Here is a 17,385-nt window from a genome sequence, read left to right on the forward strand (position 1 = left end):
CTTAGCCTGCGTCCAATCAGGCTTAGGCCGCGTCTTCGTCCAGGTCGATTTCGTCGGCCTGAGCGACGACTTCGCGATCGTCATAGTGGCCGCAAGAGGCACAAACGTGGTGCGGGCGCTTCAGCTCGCCGCAGTTCGGGCATTCGTTCGGGTTTGCAGCAACCAGAGCGTCGTGTGCGCGGCGGTTGTTGCGACGCGACTTGGAAACTTTGTTCTGTTGGACGGCCATGGTCTCAACCTTTGTCTGATAAGGGCTGACAGATTCGCCGTCAGCCGGGTTACGTACTTTGTTTTCTCGTGGTTTGACGCGCGTTTAAGGGGCTTGCCCCGCAATGTCCAACCCAAATTCCAATGAGCGCGCGAAAATACTGCGATTCTCGTCATGTTCAAGCGGTTTTTCTGAAGGCCTGCTATGACAGGAAAACACCCCCCTGTCACTCGTCTTTTTTCAGCGCATCCCGCAGCCCCGCCAGACCGGCAAAGGGTTTGACATCCTCATCCGTCAGGGCCTGTTTGCCCGGTTCGGTATAGTCGGATTGGCCCAGTTCAGCGCCGTCTTTGCGCGGGTATTGGGGCAGGGCCAGCGACAGGGCCTCAACCATGATCAAGGCAGGATCGATCTCGGGGCCAAGCGGTTCAGATTCATCATCTTCGGGGATTTCGAACTCTGGCTCGTCCGGATCGGTCCAGTTGGCCAAAAAGATGCGACTCACCGGGACATCTATGCGCGTGGTCACAGGTTCCAGCGTCACGACGCAGGGCTGGATCACCGTCGCGCCCAGCTTTCCGGTAAGCGCCCAGTCACGTTTACCCTGCGCATGCAGCTCTCCCACAAAGCTGAGTTTGCGCAATCCCAGCAGGCCAAGCTCCAGTTTGATCGCCTCAAGTGCCTCGCCGGCCGGGCGTAAATCAAACGGTGTCGGAGCGTTTTGCGGCAGGCCCGCGACGCGCAAAGATGTCTGGTTGCTCATTCGTGAGGTTTTCCTGTGTTGAACCGGGACTGCGGTTTGATGTAATCGGATAGGGTCCGCAAGGGGCCAAGGCAAGAGGGTGTGCATGTTGAAGGGTGTGAACAGGTTGAAACCAGCGTCGAAAACGCTTGTCTTTGCGGCCTGTCTGGCAGTCGCAGGCGCATGTACGCCGATCTTTAAGAATCACGGCTATGTGCCGCCGCCAGAAGATCTGGCCAAGATCAAGGTCGGCGTCGATACGCGTGAAACTGTGGAAGAGGCCGTTGGCGCACCCAGTTCCGCAGGTGTGGTACGGGATTCGGGTTACTATTATGTTGCCTCGCGCATCCGTACGTCCGGGCTCAGACGGCCCAAGGTCGTATCGCGCGAGCTGGTCGCGATCAGTTTTGATCAGCGCGGCGTTGTGCGCAACATCGAACGGTTTGGGCTTGATGATGGATATGTCATCGTCCTCGACCGCCGTGTGACCGATTCCAACATCGAGGACAAAGGATTCCTGCGCCAGTTGCTTGGCAATATCGGCAACTTCAACCCGGCGAATATCCCAGGGGTCTCCAACTAAGTCGCTCAACACGCTTGCAGGTTCACGGGACAGTCACACATACTGTGCTAGGGACCAGACAGATGCGAACCGGTCTGCAACCGCGGAGGGTGCGACGATGGCTGATTTGTTGAACAGGGGCCGCTATCGCGCTCGTCTGGCTCAGACCGGGCGCGATATAGCAGCTGCGCAAGCCCTGCGCACGCTGGCGTTTGGCACGCTCCAGACGGATCATGACGCGTATGACGCCCGATGTGCGCATGTTCTGATTGAAGATATGCAAGCAGATTGTTATCTGGTCTGCTGTTTTCGAATGCTGACGATGCAGGATGGTTCCGAGATCGGGCAGAGCTACTCGGCGCAATTCTATGATTTGTCAGCGTTAAATGATTTTACCAGTCCCATGGTTGAGATGGGCCGGTTCTGCATTCACCCCGATTGGACCGATCCCGATATCCTGCGTGTCGCATGGGGCGCGATGACGGCATATGTGGATCAGAACGGGGTTGAGATGCTGTTTGGCTGCTCGTCCTTCGCGGGGACCGAGACGGCCGAGTATCTGGATGCGTTTGCCATGCTGAAGCATCGTCATCTGGCGCCCAAGCGCTGGTTGCCGCGGGTGAAGGCACCGGATGTGTTTCGCTTTGCCGCGCGCCTGCGTCGTCGACCGAATGTGAAACAGGCGATGCTGCGGATGCCGCCTTTGCTGCGGACCTATCTGATGATGGGGGGATGGGTCAGCGACCATGCCGTGGTGGATCGGCGTATGAACACGCTGCATGTGTTTACGGGGCTTGAGATCGGAGCGATTCCCCCAGCCCGCAAACGCTTGCTGCGGGCGGTGGCCGGGTGATCCGAGTATTTCGGAAAAGGTGAAGCAGGGGCGTTGACGCGTTGCCTTGGCCGGTTTAGCTGGCGGGCATGGCGAGAATTCCTTTGTTGCAGATGTCCGGCATTTCCCTGACTTTCGGGGGCGATCCGGTGTTTTCCGAACTTGATCTGGTGGTTCAACCCGGTGACCGCGTGGCGCTGGTGGGGCGAAACGGATCCGGAAAATCGACCCTGATGAAAGTAATGGCAGGGCTGGTCGAGGCGGATCAGGGGGATATTGTGATTCCGCCCGGTAAATCCGTGGGTTACATGGAACAGGACCCGGGAATGGAAGGGTTCGCGACGCTGGGCGACTACGCCTCCAGCGGGTTGGAGCCCGGTGAGCTGTACAAGGTGGAACGCGCTGGAGAGGGCCTAAAATTCGACCCGGATCGCGCGGTCGAGACCGCCTCGGGCGGCGAGCGGCGGCGGGCGGCGTTGGCCAAGCTGATGGCCGAAGCGCCGGACCTGATGCTGCTGGACGAGCCAACCAACCATCTGGATATCGAGGCGATTGCCTGGCTGGAGCGTGAGTTGGGTGCGACGCGTGCGGCCTATGTTCTGATCTCGCACGACCGGGCGTTTCTGCGCGCACTGACACGAGCAACGCTGTGGATTGATCGGGGCGCCGTGCGGCGGCAGGAGCAGGGGTTTGAAGCCTTTGAGGGCTGGCGCGACAAGGTCTGGGAAGAGGAGGATCAGCAGCGCCACAAGCTGAACCGCCTGATCAAGTCCGAGGCGCGATGGGCCGTTGAAGGCATCAGCGCGCGACGCAAGCGCAATCAAGGCAGGGTGCGCGCCCTGCAAGCCTTACGGGCCGAGAAAGCGGCACAGATCAAGCGTCAGGGCTCGGCGGCTATGGCATTGGAATCAGGTCCTAAATCCGGTCGCAAGGTGATTGAGGCCAAGGGTGTTACCAAGGCTTTTGGCGCACAGCAGATCGTTCGGAATTTTGACCTTTTGGTGCAGCGCGGTGATCGGGTGGCCTTTGTCGGACCCAACGGTGTAGGCAAAACGACGCTGCTGAAAATGCTGCTGGGTCAGGTTGAACCGGATGAGGGCAACATCTCTCTGGGCACAAATCTTGAGATCGCGGTGTTTGATCAGACCCGTGCGCAGCTCGACCCTGAAATGACGCTGTGGGACAGCCTGACCGGTGATCCCGAGATGCGGGTTTCGGGCAAGGCCGATCAGGTGATGGTGGGTGGGCAACCCAAGCATGTGGTGGGCTATCTCAAAGAGTTTCTGTTCGATGAACGGCAGGCAAGAGCGGCTGTTAAGTCCTTGTCCGGAGGGGAAAAAGCGCGATTGCTGTTGGCCAAGCTGATGGCGAAACCGTCGAACCTTCTGGTGCTGGATGAACCGACAAACGATCTGGATGTCGAGACGCTGGATCTGCTTCAGGAATTGCTGGACGACTATGACGGCACCGTGCTGCTGGTCAGCCACGACCGGGATTTTCTGGACCGTGTCGCCACGACGACAATCGCGATGGAGGGCACCGGACGGGCAACCGTTTATGCCGGTGGCTGGTCTGACTACATCGCGCAGCGCGGTGATGTTTTTGAGAAAAAAGAAGAGAAAACAAAGACGTCGAAGCCGAAGGTGAAGCAAGAAGCCAAGCCAAAGGTAGGGCTGTCCTTCTCGGAGAAACACCGGCTTGAGAAACTGCCTGCCGAGATCGCGCGGCTTGAGGCTGAGATCGCCAAGCTTGAGGAACTGATGTCAGACCCCGAGCTGTTCACGCGTGAGCCGGTGAAGTTCCAGAAAGCCACCGATGCCCTAGTCGAGCGGCAGGAAAAGCTGTCGGCGGCCGAGGAAGAGTGGCTGATGCTGGAGGAGAAGGCCGAGGCCGGATAGTCCGTGTTGTACATCCTGAAATCGCTCAGGTGTCCGAGTTGTACAACTTTTTCTGTAAACGAGTGGAAAACAGATTCTATCCGCGCGCGGTGATCGGACGGGCCGGGTTGCCCACAACCGTTTCATCGGGTGCCACCGATTTCGTCACCACGCTGCCCGCGCCGATGATGGCGCGGTCACCGATTGAAACACCGGGCAGTATGATGGCCCCGCCGCCGATCCAGACGTTTTCCCCGATGGTGACCGGGTGGGCGATCTCAAGACCCTGCGCGCGCCGGGTCGGATCTTGGGCGTGTTCAGCGCAGTAGATCTGGACATTGGGTCCCAGCAGGGTTCCATCGCCGATCCGCACGGGGGCGGTGTCCAATATGGTGCAGCCGGCATTGAAATAGACTCGGTCACCCAGCGACAGGTTGATCCCATAGGCGCAGTGGAAGGGTGCCTCGATGAAGCAGTCCTGCCCAATCTTACCAAACAGTGCGGCCAGTTCATCTGCCATGCCGCCGCGATCATCGGGTGGGTAGGTGTTGTGGGCATGAACAGCGCGGCGCGCGGTCTGGCGCATCTGCTCTAGTTCAGGATCGAGGCAGGTGTACCACTCACCTGCCGCCATTTTCTGCCGCTCGCTCATGCCATCAGGGTTAACGCATCCGCAGGGCGCCGTCGATGCGGATGACCTCGCCGTTCAGATAGCCCATCTCGACGATGAACCCGGCCAACCGTCCATATTCGCGCGGATCGCCCAGACGGGGCGGGTTGGGGACGTCGGCGGCCAGTTGTTGCTGCACTTCTTCGGGCAGTCCGGCCAGCATCGGGGTCATGAAGATACCCGGCGCGATGGCCATGACACGGATGCCGGTCGAGGCCAGATCGCGTGCCATCGGCAGCGTCATCCCCACAATGCCACCTTTCGAGGCCGCATAGGCCGCTTGACCCTTCTGCCCGTCAAAGGCCGCGATTGATGCGGTGTTGATGATCACGCCGCGCGCGCCATCGGATTCGGGGTCGTTCTTCGCCATTTCAGCGGCGGCGAGGCGCGAGACGTTGAAACTGCCGACCAGATTGATGTCGATGGTGCGTTGAAAAGCGTTGAGAGGGTGGGGGCCGTCTTTGCCGACCGTCTTGGCCCCGATCGCGATACCGGCGCAGTTCACGGCGGCGGTGATCTTGCCCATCGACTGGACAGCCTGTTCGATGGCAGCGGCAACCGATGCCTCGTCGGTCACGTCAGTCTGCACGAAATGACCGCCGATCCCGGCAGCGACCTGCGGGCCACGCTCGGCGTCGCGGTCGAGGATTGTGATCTGTGCGCCCTGTTCGGCGAAATGGCGGGCGGTGGCCTCACCCAGGCCGGACGCGCCGCCGGTGATGACCGCTGCGGTGGTGGATAGCTGCATGGCCGGTTCCTCTCTCGGATATGAACGATTGTTCAATAACTGCAAGACCCGCACCCTGTCTACTGTTTTGAGAGTGTCGAGGTGCCAAACGATCGTTCACGCAAGGGTCGCCGTTTCGTGAATGAACAATCCGTTCCGACCACGTGTTTGACACTCAGGAGGTACCGATATGGTTATGTTAAAGAATGCGAAGCGTGCACTGGGCGCGATGGTAGCGGCTCCTGTTTTAGGGGTATTGATGGTTGGCAGCGTGGCTGCCGCGCCGGAGGTGTGCGATGGACGCACGGCGCGGGATTTGGCCAATGCCGGAGACTATGCGGGGCTGTGCGACTGTGCGCAGGTGACCCCGAGCTTTCTGAAGCGGCTTCAAAGGCGGTCGGATTTCGAAACGGTTCTGGGGGTCACGGGTGCGCAATGCCCGGGGCTGGCGGGGCTGCTGACCGATTTGCCAACCGCCAGTATTTCAGCAGCAGCGACATCGCGTGGTGAGGACCGAAGCTCTGACGGCAATGGCGTTGGTGATGGCGGTGCAGGCGGCGGAGGCGCTGGCGGCGGCGCCGGAGGTGACGGTGGCGATGGTGGTGCCGGAGGTGATGGTGGCGATGGCGGTGCCGGAGGCGACGGTGGCGATGGCGGTGCCGGAGGTGATGGTGGCGACGGCGGTGCCGGAGGTGACGGTGGCGATGGCGGTGCCGGAGGTGACGGTGGTGACGGCGGCAAACCGGGTGGAAAGCCTGGCGGTAACGATGGCGCAAAGAAAAGTGGCAATGATCGCGCGGATAAAGCGCGCGCCAGAGCCGACAGGGCGCGAGCCGGTGCAAGGGCAGCGGCAGCGAATGCGAGATCCCGTGCCGACGCCGCCAGAGGCAAAGGCAAGGGTAAAGGTAAAGGTAAGGGCAAAGGCCGCAAGTAAGGCGAAGGCCGGGTGCCCATCAATTCGGGCAATTGCCGAAACAAAAAAGGAAACGGCCACCTCATGCAGGTGGCCGTTTTTTCTTTGTGGCAGTTGGAGTTAGCCCAATTGCACCAGTGCGTGGCGTTTCTTGCCCGCGCTCAGCTTGATCGGAGAAGACAGCGCGCCAGCGTCGATCATCAGACCGGCATCGGTCAGCGGGGTGTCGTCCAGCTTGGCGCCGTTTTCGGCGATCAGGCGCTTGGCCTCTTTGCCGGATTTCGCCAGACCCGATTTCACGATGATCTGGACGATGGACATGCCATCACCCAGCTCATCCATGCTGAGCGTGAGGGTCGGGAGATCACCGCCCACACCGCCTTTTTCGAACACTTCGCGCGCGGTGGCCTCGGCGTTCGCGGCCGCCTCGGCCCCGTGCAGCAGGGTCGTGACCTCGTTGGCGAGGCGGATCTTGGCCTCGTTGATCTCGGACCCTTGCAGCGCGCCGAGACGGTCGCATTCATCCACCGGCAATTCGGTATAGAGCTTCAGGAACCGCCCCACATCCGCATCAGTGGTGTTGCGCCAGAACTGCCAGAATTCATAAGGAGACCGCATCTCGGCGTTCAGCCAGACTGCGCCGTCCTGCGATTTGCCCATCTTCTTGCCGTCGCTGGTGGTCAGCAGGGGCGAAGTCAGACCATAGATCTCGTGATCCAGCACGCGGCGGGTCAGGTCGATGCCGTTGACGATATTGCCCCACTGGTCACTGCCGCCCATTTGCAGAACACAGCCATAGCGGCGGTTCAGCTCAAGGAAGTCATAGGCCTGCAGGATCATGTAGTTGAATTCGAGGAAGCTGAGCGATTGCTCGCGATCCAGCCGCGATTTCACGGATTCAAACGAAAGCATCCGGTTGACCGAGAAATGCCGCCCGATATCGCGCAGGAAATCGAGGTAATTCAGATCGTCCAGCCACTCGGCATTGTTCAGCGTCAAGGCCTTGTTCTCGGCCTCGGTGTCGTAGTCGATATAGGCCGCAAACACCTTTTTGATGCCTGCGATGTTTTCGTCGATCTGTTCGGGGCCCAGCAGGGGGCGTTCATCGGCGCGGAACGAGGGGTCACCCACCTTGGTGGTGCCGCCGCCCATCAGAGTGATCGGCTGGTGGCCGGTTTTCTGGAACCAGCGCAGCATCATGATCTGGATCAGGCTGCCCACATGCAAGGACTTGGCCGTCGCATCAAAGCCGATATAGGCCGGTTTGCACCCACTGATCAGCGCGTCGTCAAGGCCCTGATAATCGGTGCAGTCGGCAAGAAAGCCGCGCTCGATCATCGTGGCGATGAAATCCGATTTGGGGTGGTAGGTCATGACGCTCAACAGGCCTTGTGTTCTGGCCCTCTTAGCAAGGGCTGGTGTAAATTATCGGTCAGCAAAAATCTAACTTGACCCGCTTGGCTGCACGAAGGAGCAACTTTCGTGCAACCGGGTTCTAAATCCCTATGGTTCGAGGATTTGTCAACATCGCCTCGCTTGAAAAGGTATGAGTTCCTTGAAGCTTTGCGTTGTCAAAGCTATCGGGCTGAGGCACCCCGATAGCATCGTATCATTCAACTCGCTTCGGCCCTGAGGCAGTTTCTGCGACATCCTGCAGACAGATCATCAATTGCCGATGCTCGGAAGCCTCTCAACCAGAATTTCCCCCACGACTGCGTGGCCCTGTGGCGATAGATGGCCGTCATAACGCCAATACAATTGATGCCTCTGCAAGTCGCGCTGATGAAACAATGGCAAGGCGGCCCTTCAAAAGCAGGGAGAATGGGCGCAGAAATAGGACATATGCGTTGAGGTATTTCGGAGGCACCGCGCAAAACTGCATATCACCTCAACATCGTAGCGATTTGCATTTGAACCCCTTGCAATGCACCGCTCGCTAATTGAGGCGAACATACGAAATACCGGCAACAAATGCGTCAAGGCCCGATGACCGCGCGTAGTAGTACAAATCACTGGTCTTATTGATGAACCCGGCGTTTTTGAAGTTCAGCGAGGTGTTGCAGAGGACGCCAACACCGGAAAGCGCCTTGAACTCGGTGAGAAGATTGTAAAGCACAGGGTTCTGATCCCGATTTACAGTCTGAACACGCGCCGAAGCGTCAACGTGACGTACCGCCTTCAAGGCCGGGTTGGTGGTATTCTGAAAATACAGCATATGAGGCGATGGTCCCGACCAGTCGAAGTGCTCGGAGACATCCTCTTCAAGGCAAACTGGAGCTACCGGGGCATCGTCGGCGCGCCCTTTGATCCTGTTCAGGCGGGTTCGGTTTTCGGCCTTGAAAGGGGATGCGAAAATAGATCGGTTCCCGAGCGCTCGAGGCCCAATTTCGCAACATCCCGCCGCCCAACCGACAACCTTGTCTTCATACAGGTCTGCGGCGATTTCCCGGAGGTTCAATTCGCCGACCGTAGTCTCTGGCATGTCGATACGGTCATCTACAAAGGGCTGACCACAATAGACCGACCAATCAAGCTTGGCGCATCCGCTATAATGGCGCATGGCGTCGACGGCAGTCCCAATCGAGCTGCCGGAATCGCTGGTGCAGGGCGGGACAAAGACATCGCGAAACCGACCACACTCGCGCCATCGCGTGTTCCAGTTACAGTTGAGGCCACAATCACCTGAAATCAGCAAAGGATAGCCTTTGTTCAGATGAGTCTTCGCGAACTCATAAAAAGCGTTGAAAATGGCGTCGGAATACTTTGCGGCCAAGTTCCTGAAGCGGCTCGAGTCGATGCCGATATTGTGGAATGGCGATGATGCGAAATCGCTTTTGCTTGGGGTGAATGACGCCCTGTCCTGATAGAGCAACTGAGCGATCAAAGCTTCGGCATCGGGGTCTTTCGCATGTGCATCCCCGATAGCACCCGCTGCCATCAGCTTGCCCGGTGCTTTCTTGCTGAAACCGTCGTGGGCGTGCAACCGTTCAGGATCGGCCAGATCAAGAAGAAACGAATACCTGAGCCAAGGTTTCGCCATGACCTGACCAAGGTGGCGAATGTTCAAATCTGCATCAATTTCGTAGAAATCGCCAAGCGCTTCCTCCCAAACAAGCGCATAGCAAGGTTCGCCCTGTTCGAACGGAGACAATGCATAAGCGCTCCAGATATGGGATCTTTCGTGGGTTGAAGAATAGAAGTCAATTGTTCTTCCAAAGAACGTTTTTTTGCCAACCACTTCGGAACGGTTGCCGAGGCCCTGATGACCGGCACCGGTTAATGTCGCGTGGCCATTTGCCGTAGATGACCACCCGCTGAGCGCCAGGACATCCGGCAAATCCTTGAACCATGTCGCGGCGTCGATAAACGTGTCCGGATTGACCGCAGAGCTTCGGGGATAGCTGTCTTTTTCAGCCTCATATGAGAACAAAAGCTCTTTCTTGTCGGTATCAATTCCAGCGATGGTGCCATCGTGCCCGGGCTTAAAAGAAAGAACTTTCATAATAACTCACTCGCAAAAATCGTATTCCGAGCGAGCGTATTGAGGAATGTATGGTTTAATCAAGTATCGTTGATACCCAAAGGTGACAAATCCAACGATTGGTGGCAACGAATTGGCACGGCTTGTGTTGATCGAGCTTTTGCATTCAAGGCAGTAGAGGTTGCGGCCTTTGCTGTCAGAGTGTCATCGTCGCGGTGGAGGATTCTGGATCAATTTTCAAGATCGCTCGGGATTGTCGTTCCTTCGGAGACATTGATTTCACATTCCTAGATACTGTTTGCAAGAATCCGCTCTGCTGTTGTACTAGAGTTCTGAGTTAGCTTTTCGAGTGCTTCATTCTAGGCTTGGATCGTTTTTATCGTCGGCCTTGACACAATTTGAAGAAAGGGTCGTGCGTGTCAGACATAGCATCACATTCAAAAGTAGAAATCGGTTCTGAACGCAGCTTTGGTCTTGTGTTTGCAGCTGTGTTCATGATCATTGCATTGTGGCCATGGGTCATTCATGGGAACCCGGTTCGACTTTGGGCCATTGCGATTGCAGCTGTGTTCCTGGCCGCTGCCTTTTTCGCGCAGCCCCTTCTGAAGCCCCTCAATAAGATCTGGTTCAAGTTCGGAATGCTGCTGAGCATGATCGTCTCACCGATCGTTATGGGCATCATTTTTTTCGTGACTGTCACGCCGATTGGACTGATCCGCCGTCTGAAGAATCCAGATCCGTTGAAACAGAAATTTGACGGTGATGCGGACAGCTATTGGATCGTGCGCGAAGCGTCTTCATCGGATTCGATGCGCAAGCAATTTTAGTATTTAGCGGAGTTTACCTATGTCTTTTGTCGCCGAGCTTTGGGAATTCATGAAGGTCCGAAAGAAGTTTTGGCTGTTGCCCATTCTCTTGATGATGGTGCTTCTGGGTGGTCTGATCGTTCTGACCCAAGGTTCAGCGATTGCTCCGTTCATCTATACAATCTTCTAAATCGCCTTTTGGGTGAGAAGACTGGCGGAATGGTTTACCAAATTATTAACCTTTGGAAGGGTAGAGCGTCATGACGGCGATACTTGGTGTTTCAGCTTTCTATCATGATAGCGCGGCGGCCATTCTCGTGGACGGTGAAGTTGTAGCGGCAGCGCAGGAAGAGCGATTTACGCGCAAGAAACACGATGCCGGATTTCCGCATGAGGCCATCGCCTATGTGCTTGAAGAGGCGGGAATGTCCTTGTCCGATGTCGATCATCTGGCGTTCTACGACAAGCCTTTCCTGAAGTTTGAACGTCTGCTTGAGACTTATGTCGCCAACGCACCGCGCGGCTTCAAAAGTTTCCACCTCGCGATACCGGTCTGGATCAAGGAAAAGCTCTTTCAGAAAGATCTGATGCTGAAGGAACTGAACAAGATTGAGAAGGGCACCAAAAAGACGTTTCGCAATCGTCTGCTCTTTGCCGAGCATCACATGAGCCACGCGGCCTCGGCCTTTTATCCATCGCCTTTTGAAGAGGCCGTTGTCCTGACGTTGGACGGTGTTGGCGAGTGGGCGACGACCACCGTGGCAATCGGGCGCGGTAAAGATCTGGAAATGGTGAAAGAGATACACTTTCCCCATTCGCTCGGGCTGCTTTACTCTGCCGTGACTTATTACACGGGCTTTCGGGTGAACTCGGGCGAATACAAGGTCATGGGGTTGGCTCCTTATGGCGAGCCGCGGTTCAAAGACCTGATGCTTGATAAGCTGATCGATCTGAAACCTGACGGGTCTTTTCGTTTGAACCAGGAGTACTTTAACTACGCCACTGGTCTGACCATGACCAATGAGAAGTTCTCCCAGCTGTTCGGACGACCCGTTCGCAAACCTGAAGAAGATCTGCTGGACCAGTTTCACATGGATATGGCGGCGTCGGTTCAGGCGGTGACCGAAGAGATTGTCATGACGATGACTCGTAGTCTTGCCAAAGAGTACGACATCCCAAATCTCTGCATGGCGGGTGGTGTTGCCCTGAACTGCGTGGCGAACGGCAAAATCCTTCGCGATGGGGCATTCAAGGATGTCTGGATACAACCCGCTGCAGGAGATGCAGGCGGGGCACTGGGAGCAGCCTATGCGGCCTGGCATCAGGAACTTGGACACGAACGCAAGGTTGCATCGGGTCGCGACGGCATGCGCGGCAGCTACCTGGGCCCGGTTTTCTCGCAAAGCAATATCGAGGAACGCATCGCAAAGGTCGGCGCAAAGTTCACGACAGTTTCCGAAAGCGAGATGATTGAAACAACCGCGACTGCCCTTGCCGAAGGAAAAGCGGTTGGTTGGTTCAACGGCAGAATGGAATTTGGGCCGCGCGCACTTGGTGGTCGTTCCATTTTGGGTGATCCGCGCTCGGCTTCGATGCAGAAGACGCTGAACCTAAAGGTGAAATTCCGCGAAAGCTTCCGACCCTTTGCCCCCTCTGTCTTGCGCGACGACATGGCTGATTGGTTCAATTTGGACTATGACAGCCCCTACATGCTGCTTGTCGATCACGTACGAGAGGACAAGCGGCGCGAAATGACCGACGACGAACAGAACCTGTTCGGGATCGATAAGCTCAACGTGAAACGTTCGGAAATCCCGGCGATCACGCATGTTGATTACTCGGCACGTATCCAAACCGTGCATGAGGATACGAACCCGCTGTATCACAAAGTCATATCTGCTTTTAAGGACAAGACCGGTTGCCCGGTTGTGGTGAATACATCTTTCAATGTCCGCGGTGAGCCGATCGTGTGCACTCCGGAAGATGCCTTCCGATGCTTCATGGGAACTGACATGGATATGCTCGTGGTTGGGAATTCGATCCTGCGCAAAGATGATCAGGATCCGGCCTTGTCAGAAGACTATAAAAACAAGTATGAGCTCGACTAAATGGGTCAAAGCCGGTGCGCCGGTCAGAAGCATTGGCAGATTCCACTGACAATCTTGCTCTAGATTGCCGTTCATAAATCAATCGATTGTTGGCGACGCGAAGATACCGCTAAGCGCACTAACCAAGTGTGCGGTAGGTTTTGGATATGTCGTGCCAATGGGGCTGACGTTGCGGGGTTCCGGGGACTGAGCAAACCGGATAGGGGAAAGGTGCGTTCTCAGGAAAGCTGGGGGTGCTCTGAAAGACGCTCTGGTCCGGGAAAAATGCGGGATTGGTGACAAGGTGTCTTGTCAGCCTCGGTGAGATGCGGGCAGGTTGAGGCCATTGCATCGTCTGGTTGAGTGGCTGTCAGAGGTCAGGCCGAAGGCGGGCTGGATAGAGCAGGAGAAACGCGTGAGCCGGAGCAACGGGAAAACAGGGCCGATCCGGGCGCTGGGGGCGATGTCTGGAACCTCGCTGGATGGCGTGGATGCGGCGGTGGTTGAAACCGACGGGCAGCGTATTTTCGGATTTGGCGACAGCCGGTATCGCGCGTATTCCGAGGAGGAACGTGCCACGTTGCGGGCGGCGCTGGGGCAATGGCACGGGCCCGAGGTTGAGGCGGCCGGAGAACTGGTAACCCTTGCTCATGCCGAGGCTTTGGCCGAGTTCGAAGATGTAGATCTGATCGGCTTTCACGGTCAAACTCTGGCGCATGAGCCACGCGGGCGCGGCACGTTGCAGGTGGGCGATGGTGTGGGCCTGTCGCAGGCTTTAGGTCTGCCCGTCGTCTGGGATTTCCGCAGCGATGATGTCGCTTTGGGTGGCGAAGGTGCACCGCTGGCTCCATTCTTTCATTTCGCCTGTGCCAAATGGATTGGCGCCACGGAACCCTTGTGTTTTCTGAACTTGGGCGGGGTGGGGAATCTGACCTATGTGGACCCCTCGTTCGATGGGCCGGAGGCGCCGGGGGCACTACTGGCATTTGATACCGGACCCGCGAATGCGCCGGTCGATGATCTGATGCAGGCGCGGCTAGGGTTGCCGATGGATCGGGACGGTGCCTTGGCGCGCGGGGGGACGGTGGAAACCGGCGCGTTGGAGCTGTTTTTGGCTGAACCGTTTTTCAACCGGATGCCGCCGAAATCTCTGGATCGCAACGACTTTGCCGAGATGATCGGATTGGTGCAGGAACTGAGCGATGCGGATGCGGTGGCGACACTGACCGGCATGTGCGCAGCGGGTGTGGTGCAGGGGATGGAGCATTGTCCCAGACCGCCCGCGCGGATGTTGGTCACCGGCGGAGGACGGCGTAATCCGGTGCTGATGGAGATGCTGCGGGTTGCGCTGGATTGCCCGGTGGAACCGGTCGAGGCGGTGGGTCTTGATGGCGACATGCTGGAGGCGCAGGCTTTTGCCTATCTCGCAGTACGTGTCGCGCGCGGGATGCCGACCTCGTGCCCCGGAACGACTGGGGTAAGCGCGCTTGTGGGGGGCGGGGTTGTGTCGTCTCCGGCGCGCGGGGCTGTGGTGAGCGGGTAGGGGGCTCTGCCCCCGTCGCTGTGCGACTCCCCCGGGATATTTTTGGCCAGATGAAGAGCGGATCTATTGCTTTGTGTTTAGGTTGCACCAAGGCATCGAAACACGCGTTTTAGCGCCTAAGGGTTCGGGTGTAGTCTATCGAGAATTCTGCGTATCCGTCTGAGGTGGTTTTCAGGTGGGCCTGGGTCCAGTTGTGGAAGGCTGGCAGTTGGTGGAACGGTACGTTTGGGAAGGCGTGGTGTTCTGCGTGGTAGGGCATATTCCAGGCGATGAACCGGATCAGGCGGTTGGTGAAGGTGGTGCGGGAGTTTTCCAGCATATTCGCCACAGGCGGGCAGAGGCCGTGTTCTGCAAGCAGGTAGAGGCGCAGGAAAGGCTGGCCGATCAGAACGGGCAAGAGCCAGAGCCAGAAAAGTACCGGTGTGAAGAACAGGCTGAGCGCGGCGAGGAGGTAGAGGGTGAGAAGTAGTCGTGCTTCGACCCTTATGGCGCGGTGCTGGCGGGGCGGCAGGTAGGGGGCGCTGACACGGCCCAGAGCATTTTGGATCAGCGTGTGCGCCATGCCTGACCAGTAGGGCCCACTGCTGAGATAGATCAGCAGGCTCGGCCAATTGTCCGGGCGGGGTTTTCCCGCGAGTTCAGGGTCTTTGTCGGGGTGATTGGTCCATTTGTGGTGGGCCAGGTGGAAGTAGCGGAACCATGTGAAGGGCAACGCGATAAGGATTGAGACCACGTGGCCGACCACGTCGTTGATCCAGCCCGTGCGGAACGGTGTTTTGTGGGTACATTCGTGGCTGAGGGTGAAGAGGAAGACCAGCAATATGCCTTGTGGGAGAAGCAAGAGCGGCCAGAGAGGGACCTGCAGCAGGATGCCGGTTGAGGTGAGACCGAGAGCCACGAGGTAGAGCACGAGGTGGATCAGGCCTGCGCTGTTGGAGCGCTGTTGCAGCTGGGTTTTCACCTCGGGCGGCAGGGTCGCTATGAGGCTGCGGTGGTCCATCCGGTCAGCCTCTGATGATATCGAAATCAGGGGCGGCGAGGGTGAAGCCGTCGAACTCGAAGCCCGGAGAGACGGTACAACTGACCAGCGTGTAGTCGCCGGTGCTGCGGGCGGCTTGCCAGTGGTTCTGGGGCACGATCAGTTGCGGTACGCCTTGGGTCAGGTCCGGGGTCAGCAGGTGATCGATCGCGGGGCCGTCATCGGATGCGCTGAGCGACAGGATCAGTGGGGCGCCTGCGTGGTAGAGCCAGATCTCGGTCGCGTCGACGCGGTGCCAGTGGCTGCTTTCGCCCTCGGCCAGCAGGAAGTAGATGCAGGTGCCGGTGGCGCGGCCTGCGTTATCGGCGCGCCAGGTTTCGCGGAACCAGCCGCCCTCGGGGTGGCGTTGCAGTTTGAGGCGGTCGATGATGTCTTGCGCGGTCATGGCAATCCTTCGTGGGGTTGGTGCGATTATGCACGGGCGGGTGCGATCCGCTATGGCATTTGCGTCCGCACAGCATATGTTTGCCGCATGACACTGACGATCCCTTTCGACAACAGCTATGCCCGTCTGCCCGATGCGTTTTATGCTCGGCAGGCTCCGGTTCCGGTGCGCGCGCCGCGACTGGTAGCATTCAACGCTGATCTGGCGCGGTTGCTGAGGATTTCGCCGGGCGAGGTCGAGGAGATGGCGGAGGCCTTTGCGGGCAACACCGTGCCCGAGGGGGCACAGCCGCTGGCGCAGCTGTATTCCGGGCATCAGTTCGGGTCCTACAATCCTCAGCTGGGGGATGGCCGGGCCGTGCTGTTGGGGGAGACGGTCGGTGAGGACGGTGTCCGCCGCGATATTCAGCTGAAGGGGTCTGGCCCCACGCCTTTTTCGCGGCAGGGCGACGGACGGGCCTGGCTTGGGCCGGTGTTGCGGGAATATGTGGTCTCTGAGGCGATGCATGCGCTGGGCATTCCAACCACGCGGGCATTGGCTGCGGTGGAGACCGGAGAGATCGTGCTGCGCGAGGGGCCGATGCCGGGTGCGGTTCTGACGCGGGTGGCGCAGAGCCATCTGCGGGTGGGCACGTTTCAGGTTTTTGCCGCGCGCGGGCAGTTGGAGAGCCTGAAGCGGCTGACGGAATATGCGATCAAGCGGCACTATCCCGAGGCTGAAGGGCCGATGGGTCTGTTGCGCGCCGTGCGCGATGCGCAGGCGCGGTTGATAGCGCAGTGGATGAACGTTGGCTTCATTCACGGGGTGATGAATACGGACAATTGCTCGATCGCGGGTGAGACCATCGATTATGGGCCGTGTGCCTTCATGGACAGCTATCATCCGAACACGGTCTACAGCTCGATTGATCGGATGGGGCGCTATGCCTATTCCAACCAGCCCGAGATTGCGGTGTGGAATCTGGCGCAGCTAGCGACCGCATTGATCCAGCAGTATGAGGATAAGGAGGCTGCTGTCGAGGAGGCGACCGAGATCGTGCATGCCATGCCCGATCTGATGCAGGAGCACTGGCTGCAGCGGTTCCGGGCCAAGATCGGGCTTACCCGGGCTGAAGAGGGCGATCTTGAGATGATCTCGGACCTGCTGACCCGGATGGCGCAGAACAGCGCTGATTTCACCAATACATTCCGGGCGCTGGGTGGGGAGCGCGCGCGAGACCAGTTCACCGATCCGGCGGCTTATGATCAATGGGCCGAGGGGTGGCAGGTGCGGGTGCAACGCGAAGAGGCTCCGGCGGAGGTGATGGTTGCGGCGAACCCGGCGTTCATTCCCCGCAATCACCGGGTCGAGCAGATGATCCAGGCGGCGGTGCAGGGGGATTACGCCCCGTTCCAACGGCTGAATGATGTGTTGTCGCGGCCTCATGAGGATCAACCGGAAGCCAGTGACCTGAAACGCCCACCGGCTGAGAGCGAAGTGGTGCATGCCACGTTCTGCGGGACCTGATCCAGAT

The 17,385-nt window shown here is 58.3% G+C and carries 17 protein-coding genes; 9 read left to right on the forward strand and 8 right to left on the reverse strand.

Annotated features, from left to right (window positions below; genetic code table 11):
- Nucleotides 1–22: 22 nt before the first annotated feature.
- Both rpmF and ACR3EM_RS04200 read right to left on the reverse strand, forming a co-directional pair.
- Nucleotides 23–229 carry a 50S ribosomal protein L32 gene (rpmF, locus tag ACR3EM_RS04195; protein WP_008756996.1) on the reverse strand — a complete coding sequence of 69 codons (207 nt, stop codon included), beginning with the start codon at nucleotides 227–229 and terminating at the stop codon, nucleotides 23–25.
- Between the two features lie 205 nt (nucleotides 230–434).
- Complete coding sequence (locus tag ACR3EM_RS04200) at nucleotides 435–971, reverse strand: YceD family protein (RefSeq protein ID WP_480469556.1); 537 nt, start codon at nucleotides 969–971, stop codon at nucleotides 435–437.
- A gap of 85 nt (nucleotides 972–1,056) precedes the next feature.
- On the opposite strand from ACR3EM_RS04200, the gene ACR3EM_RS04205 reads away from it, so the two are divergent.
- The 3 genes from ACR3EM_RS04205 to ACR3EM_RS04215 all read left to right on the forward strand — a co-directional run bounded on the left by ACR3EM_RS04205 (nucleotide 1,057) and on the right by ACR3EM_RS04215 (nucleotide 4,242).
- Entirely contained in the window at nucleotides 1,057–1,533 is a 477-nt protein-coding gene (locus tag ACR3EM_RS04205) for an outer membrane protein assembly factor BamE (protein WP_480469557.1), read from the forward strand.
- Between the two features lie 97 nt (nucleotides 1,534–1,630).
- Nucleotides 1,631–2,365: a GNAT family N-acetyltransferase gene (locus ACR3EM_RS04210; protein WP_480469558.1), complete on the forward strand. Its 735-nt coding sequence runs from the start codon at nucleotides 1,631–1,633 to the stop codon at nucleotides 2,363–2,365.
- Nucleotides 2,366–2,433: 68 nt separating this feature from the next.
- Nucleotides 2,434–4,242, forward strand: a complete 1,809-nt coding sequence (locus ACR3EM_RS04215) for an ABC-F family ATP-binding cassette domain-containing protein (protein ID WP_480469559.1) — start codon at nucleotides 2,434–2,436, stop codon at nucleotides 4,240–4,242.
- A 76-nt stretch (nucleotides 4,243–4,318) separates the two neighbouring features.
- Here ACR3EM_RS04215 and ACR3EM_RS04220 read toward each other — a convergent pair whose 3' ends face one another.
- On the reverse strand, nucleotides 4,319–4,873 hold the full coding sequence (locus tag ACR3EM_RS04220; protein ID WP_480469560.1) for a sugar O-acetyltransferase: 555 nt from the start codon (nucleotides 4,871–4,873) through the stop codon (nucleotides 4,319–4,321).
- 10 nt (nucleotides 4,874–4,883) lie between these two features.
- Nucleotides 4,884–5,639 carry a 3-hydroxyacyl-CoA dehydrogenase gene (locus tag ACR3EM_RS04225; protein WP_480469561.1) on the reverse strand — a complete coding sequence of 252 codons (756 nt, stop codon included), beginning with the start codon at nucleotides 5,637–5,639 and terminating at the stop codon, nucleotides 4,884–4,886.
- A gap of 169 nt (nucleotides 5,640–5,808) precedes the next feature.
- On the opposite strand from ACR3EM_RS04225, the gene ACR3EM_RS04230 reads away from it, so the two are divergent.
- Entirely contained in the window at nucleotides 5,809–6,552 is a 744-nt protein-coding gene (locus ACR3EM_RS04230; protein WP_480469562.1) for a hypothetical protein, read from the forward strand.
- A 99-nt stretch (nucleotides 6,553–6,651) separates the two neighbouring features.
- Here the strand turns inward: ACR3EM_RS04230 and tyrS are convergent, their stop codons facing one another.
- Both tyrS and ACR3EM_RS04240 read right to left on the reverse strand, forming a co-directional pair.
- Complete coding sequence (gene tyrS / locus ACR3EM_RS04235; protein ID WP_480469563.1) at nucleotides 6,652–7,905, reverse strand: tyrosine--tRNA ligase; 1,254 nt, start codon at nucleotides 7,903–7,905, stop codon at nucleotides 6,652–6,654.
- A 562-nt stretch (nucleotides 7,906–8,467) separates the two neighbouring features.
- A complete protein-coding gene (locus ACR3EM_RS04240; RefSeq protein ID WP_480469564.1) occupies nucleotides 8,468–10,033 on the reverse strand; it encodes a carbamoyltransferase C-terminal domain-containing protein in 1,566 nt (521 codons plus the stop codon).
- Nucleotides 10,034–10,428: 395 nt separating this feature from the next.
- On the opposite strand from ACR3EM_RS04240, the gene ACR3EM_RS04245 reads away from it, so the two are divergent.
- The 4 genes from ACR3EM_RS04245 to ACR3EM_RS04260 all read left to right on the forward strand — a co-directional run bounded on the left by ACR3EM_RS04245 (nucleotide 10,429) and on the right by ACR3EM_RS04260 (nucleotide 14,448).
- Nucleotides 10,429–10,839 (forward strand): SxtJ family membrane protein, encoded by a 411-nt coding sequence (locus tag ACR3EM_RS04245; RefSeq protein WP_480469565.1) that lies wholly within the window; start codon nucleotides 10,429–10,431, stop codon nucleotides 10,837–10,839.
- Nucleotides 10,840–10,858: 19 nt separating this feature from the next.
- The gene (locus tag ACR3EM_RS04250) at nucleotides 10,859–11,008 is read left to right on the forward strand and encodes a DUF5989 family protein (protein WP_480469566.1); all 150 of its coding nucleotides are present in this window, start codon (nucleotides 10,859–10,861) and stop codon (nucleotides 11,006–11,008) included.
- 70 nt (nucleotides 11,009–11,078) lie between these two features.
- Nucleotides 11,079–12,926, forward strand: coding sequence for a carbamoyltransferase family protein (locus ACR3EM_RS04255; RefSeq protein ID WP_480469567.1), 1,848 nt, complete (start codon nucleotides 11,079–11,081; stop codon nucleotides 12,924–12,926).
- A gap of 394 nt (nucleotides 12,927–13,320) precedes the next feature.
- Nucleotides 13,321–14,448 carry an anhydro-N-acetylmuramic acid kinase gene (locus ACR3EM_RS04260; protein ID WP_480469568.1) on the forward strand — a complete coding sequence of 376 codons (1,128 nt, stop codon included), beginning with the start codon at nucleotides 13,321–13,323 and terminating at the stop codon, nucleotides 14,446–14,448.
- Between the two features lie 109 nt (nucleotides 14,449–14,557).
- Here the strand turns inward: ACR3EM_RS04260 and ACR3EM_RS04265 are convergent, their stop codons facing one another.
- Nucleotides 14,558–15,448, reverse strand: a complete 891-nt coding sequence (locus tag ACR3EM_RS04265) for a fatty acid desaturase (RefSeq protein ID WP_480469569.1) — start codon at nucleotides 15,446–15,448, stop codon at nucleotides 14,558–14,560.
- Nucleotides 15,449–15,452: 4 nt separating this feature from the next.
- A complete protein-coding gene (locus ACR3EM_RS04270; RefSeq protein ID WP_480469570.1) occupies nucleotides 15,453–15,872 on the reverse strand; it encodes a cupin domain-containing protein in 420 nt (139 codons plus the stop codon).
- Nucleotides 15,873–15,959: 87 nt separating this feature from the next.
- On the opposite strand from ACR3EM_RS04270, the gene ACR3EM_RS04275 reads away from it, so the two are divergent.
- The gene (locus tag ACR3EM_RS04275; protein ID WP_480469571.1) at nucleotides 15,960–17,378 is read left to right on the forward strand and encodes a protein adenylyltransferase SelO; all 1,419 of its coding nucleotides are present in this window, start codon (nucleotides 15,960–15,962) and stop codon (nucleotides 17,376–17,378) included.
- Nucleotides 17,379–17,385 lie beyond the last annotated feature (7 nt).

Source organism: Ruegeria sp. AH3 (genome assembly GCF_056536265.1).